The following is a 14,075-nucleotide window of genomic DNA, read 5'->3' on the forward strand; positions in this document are numbered from 1 at the left end:
TGTCTATCCGATACCCGGGATTGCAGCCGGTCTCTTAGTGCCTCGCTTGCAGCATCCGGGCTTGAATGAGCATAAGGATCAATCAGTTCCATGTTTAATAAACTGCGCGGTATTTTTTCCAACGACTTATCCATCGATCTGGGTACAGCAAACACACTTATTTACGTCAAAGATCAGGGTATTGTACTGAATGAGCCTTCAGTGGTTGCTATCCGGCAAGAGCGCGCTGGTGGTCCTAAGAGCGTAGCTGCAGTGGGCCATGCAGCCAAGCGCATGCTCGGCCGAACGCCTGGCAATATCAAAGCTATTCGTCCGATGAAAGATGGTGTAATTGCGGATTTCTATGTGACTGAAAAAATGCTGCAGCATTTTATTAAACAGGCGCATAGCAACAGTTTCCTACGTCCAAGTCCGCGGGTGCTGGTGTGCGTGCCTTGTGGCTCTACTCAGGTTGAGCGCCGTGCTATCCGTGAGTCGGCACAGGGTGCTGGTGCGCGTGAAGTCTACTTAATTGATGAGCCGATGGCTGCTGCTATCGGTGCTGGTATGCCGGTGTCTGAAGCCACGGGCTCCATGGTGGTGGATATCGGTGGTGGTACCACCGAGGTAGCGATTATCTCATTAAATGGTGTGGTTTATTCGTCGTCGGTGCGTATTGGCGGTGATAAGTTTGACGATGCTATCATTAATTACATCCGTCGTAATTACGGCATCTTGATTGGTGAGGCTACGGCAGAGCGCATTAAGACTGAAATTGGCTCGGCCTACCCCAGCGATGATGTGCTGGAAATTGAAGTGCGTGGTCGTAATTTAGCAGAAGGGGTACCCCGCAGCTTTACCATGACCAGCAATGAAATTCTGGAAGCTTTGCAAGAACCACTGGCTGGTATTGTCAGTTCGGTCATGGTGGCGTTGGAGCAATCACCGCCAGAGTTGGCATCGGATATTTCGGAGCGTGGCATGGTACTCACCGGTGGTGGTGCCTTACTGCGCGATCTGGACCGTCTGTTGATGGAAGAAACCGGCATCCCGGTGGTGGTGGCTGATGAGCCGTTAACCTGTGTGGCCCGAGGTGGTGGCAAAGCACTGGAAATGATCGATATGCACGGTGGTGATGTCTTTAGTTATGAGTAAACGACTATTCTGGTGGCAGCCCTGCGCTTTTAGGGTTGCCTGATGAATCCTATCTTTGAACGTGGCCCTTCGCTTCGGCTGCGGCTGTTTTTTGCATTGGTTCTGAGTATCGGCCTGATGCTAGTGGACCGCTATACCGATAGCTCTACACAACTACGCAGTTATCTCACTGCTGCGGTGAGTCCGTTAATCTATGTTGCCAGTTTGCCGCAGGTGATCCTGACTGGCGCTTCCGAGCAGTTTATGTCGCATCAGCGCCTGCTGGCAGAAAATGATCAGCTACGTGAACGCTTGCTGCGGCAAAGCGGCAACCTGCAGCGATTGGAGTTTTTGCAGCAAGAGAACAATAAGCTGCGCGAGCTGTTGGGCTCTGCCCCAGTGACTGAAGGGCAGCGGCTGGTCGCTGAAGTGATGGCCGTGTACAGCCATCCTTTCAGTCACCAAATTGTGCTCAATAAAGGTAGCAATGACGGCGTAACCGAGTTTCAGCCCATTATTGACGAGTTGGGTATTCTGGGGCAGGTAGTCAGTGTGGGACCAACCAGCAGCAGGGCTTTGCTCATTACCGATACCACCCATGCCATTTCACTGCGCATTGAGCGCACCGGCGTGACGGTGATCGCCGAGGGGCTGGGGCAGTGGGATCGTATCCGGCTGGTGCATCTACCGCACAGTATTGATATTCAGGATGGTGATCGGTTGGTTACCTCAGGGCTGGATGGTCGTTTCCCCGAGGGCTATCCGGTGGCTCGGGTCAATCGCATTCAACGTGATGTCAGCCAGCCTTTTTTGCAAGTCCAGGCTGAGCCTTTTGCACAACTCGATCGCATTCGTTATGTACTGTTGCTCTGGCCTCAGATGGAATTACACCAACAAGGGGAAGACGACTAATGCAAGCAGCGAAAGGCATAGGAGTGATTTACTTGTCGTTGTTACTGGCGTTGATCCTGATGGTCATGCCAATGCCGGCGATGGTGAAATTGTTCCGGCCAGACTGGGCTTTGCTGGTTATGCTCTATTGGGTATTGGCACTGCCATTTCGTGCCAATATTGGCACTGCTTTTGTGGTTGGCTTTCTGGTTGATGTGCTGGTAGGGACTGTGCTCGGGGTCAATGCGCTGGCATTTTCTGTGGTGGCTTTTGTAATGGCGGCTAACCATCAGAAAATCCGCAACTTCTCGATTTTGCAACAATCCTTATTGGTGGGGTTGTTGCTGGCTCTGTACCACTTGCTTATTTTCTGGCTGAGCCACTTCTTAACGGGTGTGTATTTTTTGCCGGATTACCTCTGGCCGGTGTTGACCGGTACCCTGGTTTGGCCTTGGTTATTCTGGTTGCTACGCCGGGTTCGACGACAATTTAAAGTACGGTAACACAACAGCATGAAAACAACGATTGGGCTGGCCTCAGCCTCACCGCGTCGGCATGAGCTGCTAAGCTTACTGCAACAGCCTTTTGAGCATGTGAGCATTGACGTGGATGAACAACTGCTGCCGGCAGAGCCGGCCGTGGATTATGTGCAGCGCTTGGCGCGCACTAAAGCGGAAGCTGGTTTTAAAGCGATAGGCGGCAGCATGCCAGTGCTTGGGGCTGATACTATCGTGGTGATTGAGAACCAGGTGTTGGGAAAGCCGGCGGATGAGGCAGACTTTACTGCCATGATGCAGCGGTTGTCTGGCAAGATCCACCAGGTACATACTGCGGTGGCGATTGCCTGTCAGGGGCGGTTGCTGGAGCAACTGGTAACCAGCCGCGTGCATTTCGCGTCTTTATCCGAGCAGATGATAGCCGACTACTGGCAAAGCGGTGAGCCTGCCGATAAAGCTGGTGGCTATGGTATTCAGGGCATTGGTGGCCGTTTTGTCCGTTACCTGGAAGGCAGTTACAGTGCCGTAGTAGGCTTGCCCTTGTACGAGACCGACCAGCTGTTGCAGCAGTTGGAGGTAGTTACATGAGCTCCGAGCTGCTGATCAATGTGACGCCCAGTGAGACCCGGGTGGCGCTGATTGAAAACGGTGTGTTGCAGGAAGTGCATATTGAGCGGCAGGCCAAGCGGGGCATTGTCGGCAATATTTACGTTGGAAAAGTCAGCCGGGTGTTGCCGGGGATGCAGGCGGCTTTTGTGGATATCGGGCTGGATAAAGCGGCTTTTTTGCATGCTTCCGATATTGTTCAGCCTCAAGTCGCCGATGATACCGGCCAGGCAGCGATGCCCCGTGATATTCGGGGGCTGGTGCGCGAAGGGCAACTGTTGCTGGTGCAGGTGGTCAAAGATCCTCTTGGTACCAAAGGCGCCCGATTAACCACCGATATCACGCTGCCCTCCCGTTATCTGGTATTTATGCCCGATGCCAATCATGTTGGGGTGTCGCAGCGCATTGAAAGTGAAACCGAGCGGGCGCGCTTAAAAGCTGTGGTGGCTGAGTTTGTTGATGAACAAAGTGGGTACATCATTCGCACCGCCGCAGAAGGCGCTGGCGAAGAAGAGCTAAAGCAGGACGCCCGCTTTTTGAAAAAACTGTGGGCCAAAATCAGCAAACGCAAACAGAAAACCCGCAAAGAAGGCCGGGTATACGAAGATCTCAATCTATCCTATCGCATCTTACGTGACTTTATTGGCACCGATCTGGAGCGTATTCGAATCGACTCCAAGCTGACTTACCAGGAGCTGCTGGCTTTTACCGATGAGTTTATTCCGCAGATGACATCCCTGCTGGAGTATTATCCGGGTGAGCGGCCGATTTTTGATATGTTCGATGTTGAAAATGAGATCCAGCGGGCGCTGGAGCGCAAAGTGATGCTGAAAAGTGGTGGTTACCTGATCATCGATCAAACCGAAGCCATGACCACGGTGGATGTCAATACAGGCGCTTTTGTCGGACACCGCAATCTGGAAGATACCATTTTTAATACCAATATCGAGGCCACTCAGGCGATTGCCCGTCAGCTTCGGCTGCGCAATCTGGGCGGTATCATCATCCTTGATTTCATCGATATGCAAAATGAAGAGCACCAACGACGGGTGTTGCATAGCCTGGAGCTGGCGCTGAGCCGTGATCGGGCTAAAACCAATATTCATGGTTTCTCTGCCCTTGGGCTGGTAGAGATGACCCGCAAAAGAACACGGGAGAGTCTGGAACATATCCTCTGTTCGGATTGTCCTGTATGTAAGGGGCGTGGCAGTTTGAAAACGGTGGAAACCGTTTGTTTTGAAGTGCTGCGCGAAATTGTCCGGGTAAACCGGGCGTACGACGCCGATGAGTTTGTGGTCTATGCCTCGCCGGAAGTGAAAGATGCACTGACCAACGATGAGTTTCATAACCTGGCCGAAGTGCAGGTATTTATTGGTAAACAAATCAGTGTTCAGGTAGAACCCTTGTACAACCAGGAACAATTTGATGTGGTGATGATTTAGTGCAAAAAGTAGGGCGGCTTTGTTTATTTTGTTTGCACAAGCTATGGCTGATAGCAGCCATCAGTCTGGTGCTGCTGGCGGCGTTGGTGTCTATCCTGCGCTACAGCCTGCCTTATGCCGATCATTACAAGTCTCAGATTGAGCAACTGCTATCCAATCAGTATGGTACCGAAGTGCGCATCGGTGAGCTGAGCGCCAGCTGGCAAGCCAGAGGGCCGGCTTTACTGCTGCAGGATTTAGAGTTTGCCAGTGAGAGCCAGCAGTTGGGGTTTTCGGTGGCCAGTGCAAGAATTCATCTGCACTTTTGGCATAGCTTGCGCAGCTTACAGCTGCGCTCCAGTCATGTCGAATTAACCGGCGTTGAGTTACGTTTGGTGGCTGATCATGTGCTTGCTGGTAGTGATACCAGCCATCAAGAGCCCCTCACAGATGCGCTGGAGCAGCTTTTTTTCCGTCAGCTGCAGCAGTTTACCATTCAGGACAGTCGGGTAGTACTCGAACTGGCGCACAGTGAGCCCTTAGTGCTGTCGGTGCGTCAGCTTAGTTGGCGCAATCAGGGGCAGCGACATCAGGGACAAGGCGCCATTGCGGTCCAAGGGGTCACCGGTAACAGTTTATCATTTGTGCTGGATCTGTATGGTGAACGGCTCGACACTACTTTTGGTCAGTTGTATCTGCAAAGCGAGCAACTTGATATTCAACCCTGGCTCAGCCAGTTTTTGCCCGAGTTGGTCGAGCTGGACTATGCCCATGTGAATTTACAAGCCTGGGGCCGGGTAGAGCAAGGTGCTATCCAGCGTATCCAGGTCGATTTGGCGGATAACACTCTGGGATGGCAATTGGAGCAACAAGACCACTGGCTGAAACTTAGCCAGGGACAAGTGCTTTGGTATCCGGTTGAGCGTGGCTGGTCACTGTTTTCCTCAGAGTTGGAGTTGAGCAGTTCAGAGCAAAGCTACCCGGGCATCCAACTGCAGCTGCACCGCATTGATGAGCAGCTGTCTGGCCGGCTGCAAGGGCTGGATCTGGCGGCGTTGCAGCCATTAACCGGCTTAATTGCCGAGCAGCGCAGTGAGCTGCAGTTACTTACCAGGTTGCAACCGGCCGGTCAGCTAAGCGAGTTGGCCTGGGCCATGCAGCCGGATGACTGGCAGCTGCAAGCAAAGCTGGATCAAGTGCAGAGTCAACCCTATGCCGATATACCCGGTGTTGAGCGACTCAGCGGCGATTTAATCGCGGCGGCGGGCTTTGCCGAACTCAACCTGACAAGTGAGGACAGTGCGCTGCAGTGGCAAGGCGCCTTCAGTCAACCGATGCAGTATCAGCAGTTGCAGGCAGAGCTGCAGCTGCGCAATCAGCACGGTTTCTGGCAATTGCGTATGCCTAGGTTTCAACTGCTGGGGCCTGATGTGCAGGCTGAAGCGCAGCTGGTACTTAATTTTACCGAGCAGGCTGAACTATTCTTGCTGGCTGCAGCCGATGGGGTGGCCGTAGCCAATGCCATGCATTTTTATCCGCGTCGCTACATGCCAGGCAGTATTATCGATTACTTATCCGAAGCCTTGTTAGCTGGCGAAGTCCGCAATGCGGCGACGCTCTGGCATGGGCCTGTGGCTCAGTTTCCGTTTCAGCATGATGAAGGTATTTTTCAATCCACTGGTCAGGTCACGCAGGGACGCATGCGTTTTCAACCGGACTGGCCAGAACTCACGGAGGTAGAAGCCGTGCTCTGGTTTGAAAACAGCCAGATGAAGATTTCCAGCTCAACAGCTCAACTGCAAGGATTAACGGTGAGTGACTTGGTTGAGGTGCGTATCGATGATCTGTTTCAGGCCGATACTTTGTGGATTGATATCGCAACCACCGCCGATGCCACTGAAGTTGAACGCCTGATGCAGCAATCACCGCTGGCAGCAACGGTTGGTGAGGCGCTGGCTTATGTTGGTCTTCAGGGCCAGGTACAGGGTAAGTTACAGCTGGCTGTTGGTTTGGCTGAGGCTGCAGTAAGGGCTCAGGGCGAAGTGTGGTTCGATGACAATCACGCTTATCTGAAAGCACCTGCTTTAAAGCTTGAACAGATCCGTGGTCGCTTGGGGTTTGATAATGATCGGATCGATGCCAGCGACATTCAGGCCAGTTGGCTGGGACTGCCTTTTGCTGTTCAACTGGCAGGTCAACAAGCTCAGCAACAGTACGAGCTAACCGTGCAGTTGGATGGCCAGCAAGATGCTGCACAGATGCTGAGCCAGCTGCCGATGCCATTACCAGAACTGGCCAGTGGGGATGCCAGCTGGACGTTGCAACTGGATGTACAGTTACCGGGTGATGGTTTTTCCTATCAGGCCCAATTACAGGCTAATTTTGAGCAAACAGCGCTGGCCTTGCCGGCACCTTATACCAAAGCCGCTGGTGATGGGTCGGCTCTGGAAGTCTGGGTGCAAGGCGACACCGAGCAAAGTCTGATTCGGGCCGCCTACTCCGAGCCACTGTATTTTCAGGCGCGGCTGCAACACGACAGTGGTGTGATGGATCAAGTGTTGTTACGGCTGGGCGGTCGTCATTACGGTGTACTGGAGCCAGGCATGGTGGTGGATATTGAGCTGGAAGCTACCGAGTTAATGCCCTGGCTTGAGCTGTTGTTGCCCCCCCTGACCACAGCCAGTGAGCAGGGCTCTGGGGTATGGCCAGCGCTGAACCGGGTGCGTGGTCGGGTAGCGACTTTGCAACTGACTGACCAACTGGCGCTGCATCAGACACTATTTGAGCTCGCGCCTGAAGACGATCACTGGGCCCTGCAGCTCAATGGTGCTGAGTTGGCCAGTCAATGGCGTTTTTACCACGATTGGCACCAAGGCGGCATCGCCATTGATATGGATTATTTGCGCCTGAAAGCATCAGGCACTGAACAGCCTCAGGCGGAGGTACTGTCAGCCTTAGAGCGGCAGCCAATGGGCTGGTTGCAGCAGTTGCCTCCGATCCGACTGCGCTGCCAGGACTGCAGCTATGGTTCCTATGCTCTTGGACAGCTGACGGCTGAAGTCGTCAATACTGAGCGGGGCCTTGAGCTGGCGCGTTTACAGGCCGATTACAAGCGCAATCGCCTGCAGCTGAGCGGGTTCTGGCAGCCAGACTATGGCCTTGGCCAAAGCCACTTTAAGGGAAGTCTCACCAGTCCCAACTTAGGCTCCTTGCTTAGTGAGTATGAACTAAGTAGTGCCATCAGTGGCAGCCGGGCGGATATTCAGTTTGACGTGCACTGGCAGGGCAGTCCGCTGCAGTTTGACCTTGCCAGTCTTGGAGGGACTGCCAGCTGGCAGTTGGGCGAAGGCTCTCTTTCTGAAGTCAGCGACAAAGGGGCCCGCTTATTTTCGTTGTTTAGCCTGAATTCCCTGGTACGTAAATTACGTTTGGATTTTCGCGATGTCTTTTCGAAGGGCTTTTTCTACAACCGGATGCAAGGCGATATCAGTCTGCACCAGGGCGTAGCGCAAACCAGCAACAGCACCATTGATGGTGTGGCCGGCAACCTTAGCATCCAGGGCTACGCTGATTTGGTAAACCGGAAGTTGGATTATCAGATGACGCTGGTACCCAAAGTGACCTCCAGTCTACCGGTGATCATTGCCTGGATGGTGAATCCGGTCTCAGGGCTGGCAGCTCTGGCACTGGATGAAATGTTTACCTCGGCTGAAGTGATTTCCCGGGTCAACTTTACCGTAACCGGTACCTTTGATGAGCCGGTAGTGACCGAAGTGAACCGTCACAGCACCGAAGTACCTGTGCCGGTGCGGGTGGCCCAGCCTCAGAATGAGACTGAACCAGAGGAACAAAATGGCCAACCTCATGGCGGCTGAGTGGCAGCTCAGTGCCCTGCAGTGGTGCAGTGCACCCGAGCCTGCTGCAAATTTACAACAGGTGCGCTCTTTCTTGCAGCAGCTACCTTCTTTTAAACAGCATTTGGTGGTGTTGCCAGAGTGTGCGCTGATTTTTGGTGGGCCTGAGGGCTGGCAACATCGTTATCAGGAGCCGCTTGGCCAAGGCCACTGGCAACAGCAACTGGTGGATTTGGCCTGTGAGTTTCAGATATTCCTGCTGCTGGGCTCTTTTCCAACGCAAAGCGCGGATCCCAAGCGTTTTTCGGCCTCCAGCCTGTTGTTTAGCCCGGATGGTCGCTTGCTGGCGGATTATCAAAAACTGCACTTGTTTGATGTCGAAGTGGCTGATAACACCGGCAGCTACCGCGAGTCGGACAGCACCATGGCTGGTGAAAAAGTCACCCTGGCTGATTGCCAGGGGCTGAAGCTTGGTTTGACGATATGCTATGATGTGCGCTTTCCCGGCCTGATGCAGCAGCTGGCGACGCTGGGTATGCAGGTGCTGGCGGTACCCTCAGCGTTTACCAAGGTAACTGGTGCTGCTCACTGGCATAGCTTGCTGCGGGCCAGGGCCATCGAAACCCAGTGCTTTGTGGTGGCGCCGAACCAAACCGGTGTGCATGCCAATGGCCGTGAGACCTTTGGTCATAGCCTGATCATTGATCCCTACGGCCGGGTGCTGGCGGATGCCGGTGTTGAGCCAGGCTGGATTAGCTGCCGTATTGATCTGAACGAATTGACGGCCGTGCGTCAGGCCATGCCACTTTGGCAACACAACCGTTTTAAATGTGAGTTGACACCATGAACCGAGTCGAACAAAACCTGCTGCATGCCCATGAGCTGACTGAACAGCACTTGCAACAGAATTTAAGCTATTTGCTCCAGCACCAACTGGATTACGCCGATCTGTACTTTCAATCCAGCGTGCATGAGTCCTGGGTGCTTGAAGACGGCCTGGTAAAAGACGGTTCTTTCAATATTGAGCAAGGCGTCGGCGTGCGCGCCATCAGTGGCGAGAAAACCGGTTTTGCTTATGCCGATACCATCAGTCAGGATGCACTGCTGCAAACCGCCACTGCTGCCCGGGGTATCGCCAACCAAGGTCAGCAAGGTACGGTGAAAGCCTTTAGCCGGCAGGAAAACCAGGCAATTTACTTGCCGTGTGAGCCACTGCAAAGCCTGAGCAATACCGAAAAAGTAGCCTTGCTGCATCAGATTGAAGCTTTTATCCGCACGCTGGATACGCGGGTCAAGCAGGTGATGGTCAGTTTATCCGGCGTGTATGAAGAAATGCTGGTGGTGGCCAGTGATGGTACCTTTGCCACCGATATCCGGCCGTTGATCCGCCTCAATTGCTCCGTGCTGCTGCAGCAGGGGGAGCGCCGCGAGCGCGGCAGTGCCGGTGGTGGTGGTCGCAGCAATTACGATTACTTCACCGCCGAGCTCGATGGTAGTCCACGCTGGCAACAGTATGCCCGCAAAGCGGTGCGGATGGCGCAGGTGAATCTGACTGCCATTGATGCACCGGCTGGCACCATGCCCGTGGTGCTGGGCGCTGGCTGGCCTGGCGTGCTGCTACACGAAGCGGTTGGTCATGGCCTGGAGGGCGATTTTAACCGCAAAGGTTCCTCCACCTTCAGTGGCCGTATTGGTGAGCAGGTGGCGTCCAAACAGTGCACCATCGTCGATGATGGTACCCTGGCGCATCGCCGTGGTTCGCTCAATGTCGATGATGAGGGCACACCTTCCCAGTACAATGTATTGATTGAGAACGGTATTCTCAAAGGCTACATGCAGGATAAGCACAACGCCATGCTGATGAACACAGCGCCTACCGGCAATGGCCGCCGTGAGACCTTTGCCCATCTGCCGATGCCACGGATGACCAACACCTACATGCTGGCCGGCAATCATGCGCCGGAAGAAATTATCGCCAGCGTGAAAAAAGGCATCTATGCGCCGAATTTTGGTGGTGGTCAGGTCGACATTACTTCCGGCAAGTTTGTCTTCTCGGCGTCGGAAGCCTATCTGATTGAAAATGGCAAGATCACGGCGCCGATTAAAGGCGCAACCCTGATTGGTAATGGCCCGGCTGCGATGCAGCAGGTGTCAATGGTGGGCAATGATCTGGCTCTGGATACCGGCGTTGGCGTTTGTGGTAAGCAAGGCCAGAGTGTGCCGGTGGGCGTAGGTCAGCCCACACTGAAGCTGGATGCCATGACCGTAGGTGGCACTCAGTAAGTCTGAGGCCCCTTGCTGATACGGATGGCGGCTGGCTGGTGCAATCAGTTTGCCAGTCTGGCTGCCAGTGAGTACACTCAGGCCCCTAACAAATTTGTTTTATCAACCCGCCCCAGAGCGGGCTTAGACCCCGAACCTTACAGGAAGAAGTTATGGCAGCATTTGGTACCGTTTTTATGCCAGAAATGGCAATGGCCCGCTTCAGTGACGGCGCCTGGAGCAGTGCAGAGATCGCCTCATCCAACAGCATCAGTCTGCATCCGGGCGCGCATGTGCTGCATTACGCCAGCACCTGCTTTGAAGGTTTAAAAGCCTTCCGGCATGACGATGGCTCCATCCATCTGTTCCGGATGGATCGCAACGTGGCCCGGATGCAACAAAGCAGTCAGTTGCTGTCTTTACCAGCCTTTGAGGCGCCGATGCTGGAGCAGATGATCATCGACATCGTGCAGCGTTTTGCTGCCGAAGTACCGGCCCCGCCGGGATCCATGTACATCCGGCCTACGCATATTGGTACCGAAGCGGCCATCGGCAAAGCGGCGGCACCAACATCGTCATCGCTGCTGTATGTGCTGCTGTCACCGGTCGGTGATTACTTTGCCGGTGGTGCCAAGCCACTGCGTTTGTTGCTGGAAGAAAATGGTGCCCGCTGTGCGGCCCATATGGGCATGGTCAAAAGCGGTGGCAACTACGCCAGCGCGCTGCAGCCGATTTTAAAAGCCCGCGCCAGTGTGCAGGCCGATCAGGTGCTGTTCTGCCCAGGCGGCGATGTTCAGGAAACCGGTGCTGCCAACTTCCTGCTGATTGACGGCAATGAAATCATTACTAAGGCGCTGGATACCAGCTTCTTGCACGGAGTCACCCGCGATTCTATTTTAACGCTGGCACGTGATCTGGGCATGACAGTCTCAGAGCGCGAACTAACGGTAGAAGAGCTGCTGGAACGTGCAGCCAAGCCTGGCGCCGAAGCTGCGCTGTCTGGCACAGCAGCCGTGCTGACCCCGGTGGGTACCTTGATCCGTGGGACTCAGGAGCACCAGGTTGGCAGCGGCGAAGCTGGCCCGATCACCATGAAGCTGCGCCAGGCGCTGAATGCCATTCAATGGGGCAAAGCCGAAGACAAGCACGGCTGGCTGCGTAAAGTCTAAACCAGCCTACTGCACTAACAAAAGGCCCGTTCTCGGGCCTTTGTCATTATAGAACACTGATCCAGCCAAGGGTTACATCCAGCCTTTATTACTGCTTTGCGCCTGATACAGGGCGTCATTGGCGATCTGTTCGGCATCCTCTGCCGGCATGTAAGGAATGCTCAGGCTGCCGGAGGCAAACACCAACTGCAGATGGCGCAGCCTGGCGCGGCGCATCAGCCAGTGTTGCTGGCGGGCGACTTGCTGCAATTTGTACAGGGGCACGCAGAAATAATCCACCCCGATGACGCCGCGGCGCAGGTACAGGTAGTGCTCGTCGGTGGCATAACCAAAGCGGCGCCAGCGCAGCAGCAGGAGTGCCAGCAGCAGCGCAAAGAGTGGTAACAGCAGATTGGCCAGCAGTGCATCGTCCGGCCGCAGCGCCCACTGGCTGATGCCAAGCGCAGGCAGCCAGAACAGCAGCAGGCTCGGTAACACAAAGCGCCAGTTTACCGGCCGAAAGTTTATCTTAGGCAGTTGCTGATCCGGGTAGGCTTCGCTTAGCAGCTGCTGTGCCTCGCGTGGATACAGGGCAGGTACCATGATTTTGCCATGCTCGGCATGGCTCTGAGCGGCGCTCATTGGTGCCTGCACTTGCTCGTAACGCAGGTTGCAGCGGCCAAAGACTTTATCCAGCCAGTCCTGCTGCAGCCTGATCCACTGCAAACGGGAAGGTTTCATGCTGATTTCATGCCGGGTCAGCAGGCCGCTGCGGCGGATATAACGATCCTCGCTGCGTACCAGGGTGAACTGATAATAGCTGAGCACTGAGGCGGCAATGGAAAACAAGGTGATCAGCAGCATAATCAGCATGGTCAAGGCCAGTACGGCCAGTCCAAGCCAGAACCAGGACTGCTGCTCGGGGTTAAACCAGTGACTAATGTCCAGCCCCAGCCGTTGAAACAGATCACCAAGTATCATGGTCAACTGGTTGTAAAATGGAGCCGCCAGGCCCAGGGCCAGCATCACCCGGTTGTTGCTGATGCCATAAAGCACCAGATCGCTGACCGAGCGCTGGCAGAGCAGGCGTTCATCACTGGTGGTTTTGACGGTCTCTGGCTGCACCGGCTGCTCCGGATCAGCAGTTTGCTGTGGGTTTTGCTGCTGCACAGCATAAATGGCTTGTTGCAACTCGGTGGCCAGTGCTTTGGGCAAGGCGGCGAGCTGGGCCTCCTGCTGGTTGGAGCCTGCGGTATCCAGTTGCAAACACAGATGCCCGGTGGGTCGGTAATACAGCGGTTGCTGCAGCCGTACATTCTGGATGCGGCTAAAGGGTAAGTTCAGCTGCTTTTTACGCAGCACGCCAGAGCGGATTTCCACCGTATCGCCGGTGACACGAAAGCGAAAGGCCAGATAACGCAGCAAAGCGATAACCAGCAACAGAGCACCAACCGCCAGCAGTGCCAGCGCAAAATAGCCCGGGTGGCGTTTGATGCCCTGATAAAACACCAGCAAGGTCGGGGCCAGATAAGCCATATTGCCAAACACGGCCTTGATAAGACGTAAACAAAAGTACAGCAGCGCAATCGGTGACACCCGCTGCCATTGCCGCAGGGTCTGCAGCTCGGTTGCTTCAGCCTGGCTGCTAACAGGTTGCTCAGTCATGCTGACGACTACTCTTGTGCTGCAGAATAAACTGGCGGATTTTCTTTGCATCCGCCACAGGTAAGCCCGGGATTTCAAACGTATGCAGGGCGCCGCCAGCACTGAACACCTGCAAGGTCGCCAGCCCGGCCCGGCGTTCAATCGGACCGCGCTTTAGTTCAATGTGCTGAATGCGCAAAATCGGCTGAGTGACACTTTTCTCAAACCAAAGCCCGCTGTGAAAACTCAAATCGTGTTCACGCAGGGCATAACGCTTGCGAGGAAAGGCCAGAAAACAATACAAGGTGACCCACAAGCTGCCGGCAATCAGCAAGCCGGCAAAAGCCAGCAGGATTTGTTGGTTGTGCTCACTTGGCTGCCAGAACGGTTGCAACCAGAAGGCCAGGGTTAGTAGAAGCAGCAACAGGCTGGTTGCGCTGTTCAGCCACAGGTTTAAACGGCTGTAGCGGGGCGATAACGGCTGCCAGTCCAGCTGCTCCAGAGCGGGTAACTGATTAGGGGCAACAGAGCTATTGTGAAAGGGCACGGTTTCCATAGGGCTGTGTTCTTGATCACCAACTGTAAGCAGAATGGTAACTGATTTTATGGCCAGCGCCTATGGGCTTTTACGGCTCAGGG

11 protein-coding genes are annotated in these 14,075 nt (G+C 54.6%); 9 read left to right on the forward strand and 2 right to left on the reverse strand.

The window, feature by feature from the left end; translation table 11 throughout:
* The first annotated feature begins 90 nt into the window (after window positions 1-90).
* The 9 genes from QWY20_RS04635 (at window position 91) to QWY20_RS04675 (ending at window position 11,813) form a co-directional block, all read left to right on the forward strand.
* Window positions 91-1,134: a rod shape-determining protein gene (locus tag QWY20_RS04635; RefSeq protein ID WP_091345165.1), complete on the forward strand. Its 1,044-nt coding sequence runs from the start codon at window positions 91-93 to the stop codon at window positions 1,132-1,134.
* Window positions 1,135-1,176: 42 nt separating this feature from the next.
* A complete protein-coding gene (gene mreC / locus QWY20_RS04640) occupies window positions 1,177-2,025 on the forward strand; it encodes a rod shape-determining protein MreC (protein ID WP_330127870.1) in 849 nt (282 codons plus the stop codon).
* Complete coding sequence (mreD, locus tag QWY20_RS04645; protein WP_330127871.1) at window positions 2,025-2,507, forward strand: rod shape-determining protein MreD; 483 nt, start codon at window positions 2,025-2,027, stop codon at window positions 2,505-2,507. Before mreC ends, mreD begins: the two co-directional genes overlap by 1 nt.
* A 9-nt stretch (window positions 2,508-2,516) precedes the next feature.
* A complete protein-coding gene (locus tag QWY20_RS04650) occupies window positions 2,517-3,089 on the forward strand; it encodes a Maf family protein (protein WP_330127872.1) in 573 nt (190 codons plus the stop codon).
* Entirely contained in the window at window positions 3,086-4,549 is a 1,464-nt protein-coding gene (rng, locus tag QWY20_RS04655) for a ribonuclease G (protein ID WP_330127873.1), read from the forward strand. The genes QWY20_RS04650 and rng overlap by 4 nt, the downstream gene beginning before the upstream one ends.
* Window positions 4,549-8,403 carry a YhdP family protein gene (locus tag QWY20_RS04660; RefSeq protein ID WP_330127874.1) on the forward strand — a complete coding sequence of 1,285 codons (3,855 nt, stop codon included), beginning with the start codon at window positions 4,549-4,551 and terminating at the stop codon, window positions 8,401-8,403. Before rng ends, QWY20_RS04660 begins: the two co-directional genes overlap by 1 nt.
* Window positions 8,381-9,229, forward strand: a complete 849-nt coding sequence (locus QWY20_RS04665; protein WP_330127875.1) for a carbon-nitrogen hydrolase family protein — start codon at window positions 8,381-8,383, stop codon at window positions 9,227-9,229. Before QWY20_RS04660 ends, QWY20_RS04665 begins: the two co-directional genes overlap by 23 nt.
* On the forward strand, window positions 9,226-10,665 hold the full coding sequence (gene tldD, locus QWY20_RS04670; RefSeq protein WP_330127876.1) for a metalloprotease TldD: 1,440 nt from the start codon (window positions 9,226-9,228) through the stop codon (window positions 10,663-10,665). The genes QWY20_RS04665 and tldD overlap by 4 nt, the downstream gene beginning before the upstream one ends.
* Before the next feature lie 152 nt (window positions 10,666-10,817).
* Window positions 10,818-11,813 (forward strand): branched-chain amino acid aminotransferase, encoded by a 996-nt coding sequence (locus QWY20_RS04675; RefSeq protein ID WP_330127877.1) that lies wholly within the window; start codon window positions 10,818-10,820, stop codon window positions 11,811-11,813.
* A 72-nt stretch (window positions 11,814-11,885) separates the two neighbouring features.
* Here the strand turns inward: QWY20_RS04675 and QWY20_RS04680 are convergent, their stop codons facing one another.
* Window positions 11,886-13,457, reverse strand: coding sequence for a PH domain-containing protein (locus tag QWY20_RS04680; protein WP_330127878.1), 1,572 nt, complete (start codon window positions 13,455-13,457; stop codon window positions 11,886-11,888).
* Window positions 13,450-13,992 (reverse strand): PH domain-containing protein, encoded by a 543-nt coding sequence (locus tag QWY20_RS04685; RefSeq protein WP_330127879.1) that lies wholly within the window; start codon window positions 13,990-13,992, stop codon window positions 13,450-13,452. The genes QWY20_RS04680 and QWY20_RS04685 overlap by 8 nt, the downstream gene beginning before the upstream one ends.
* Window positions 13,993-14,075: the final 83 nt, after the last annotated feature.

This window comes from Alkalimonas cellulosilytica, from assembly GCF_036325985.1.
In the GTDB taxonomy this organism is placed as follows: Bacteria; Pseudomonadota; Gammaproteobacteria; order Enterobacterales; family Alteromonadaceae; genus Alkalimonas; species Alkalimonas cellulosilytica.

Coding starts and splice junctions, on each gene's coding strand:
- QWY20_RS04635 (WP_091345165.1), top strand. CDS start 91: ATGTTTAATAAACTGCGCGGTATTTTTTCCAACGACTTATCCATCGAT.
- mreC (WP_330127870.1), top strand. CDS start 1,177: ATGAATCCTATCTTTGAACGTGGCCCTTCGCTTCGGCTGCGGCTGTTT.
- mreD (WP_330127871.1), top strand. CDS start 2,025: ATGCAAGCAGCGAAAGGCATAGGAGTGATTTACTTGTCGTTGTTACTG.
- QWY20_RS04650 (WP_330127872.1), top strand. CDS start 2,517: ATGAAAACAACGATTGGGCTGGCCTCAGCCTCACCGCGTCGGCATGAG.
- rng (WP_330127873.1), top strand. CDS start 3,086: ATGAGCTCCGAGCTGCTGATCAATGTGACGCCCAGTGAGACCCGGGTG.
- QWY20_RS04665 (WP_330127875.1), top strand. CDS start 8,381: ATGGCCAACCTCATGGCGGCTGAGTGGCAGCTCAGTGCCCTGCAGTGG.
- tldD (WP_330127876.1), top strand. CDS start 9,226: ATGAACCGAGTCGAACAAAACCTGCTGCATGCCCATGAGCTGACTGAA.
- QWY20_RS04675 (WP_330127877.1), top strand. CDS start 10,818: ATGGCAGCATTTGGTACCGTTTTTATGCCAGAAATGGCAATGGCCCGC.
- QWY20_RS04680 (WP_330127878.1), bottom strand. CDS start 13,457: ATGACTGAGCAACCTGTTAGCAGCCAGGCTGAAGCAACCGAGCTGCAG.
- QWY20_RS04685 (WP_330127879.1), bottom strand. CDS start 13,992: ATGGAAACCGTGCCCTTTCACAATAGCTCTGTTGCCCCTAATCAGTTA.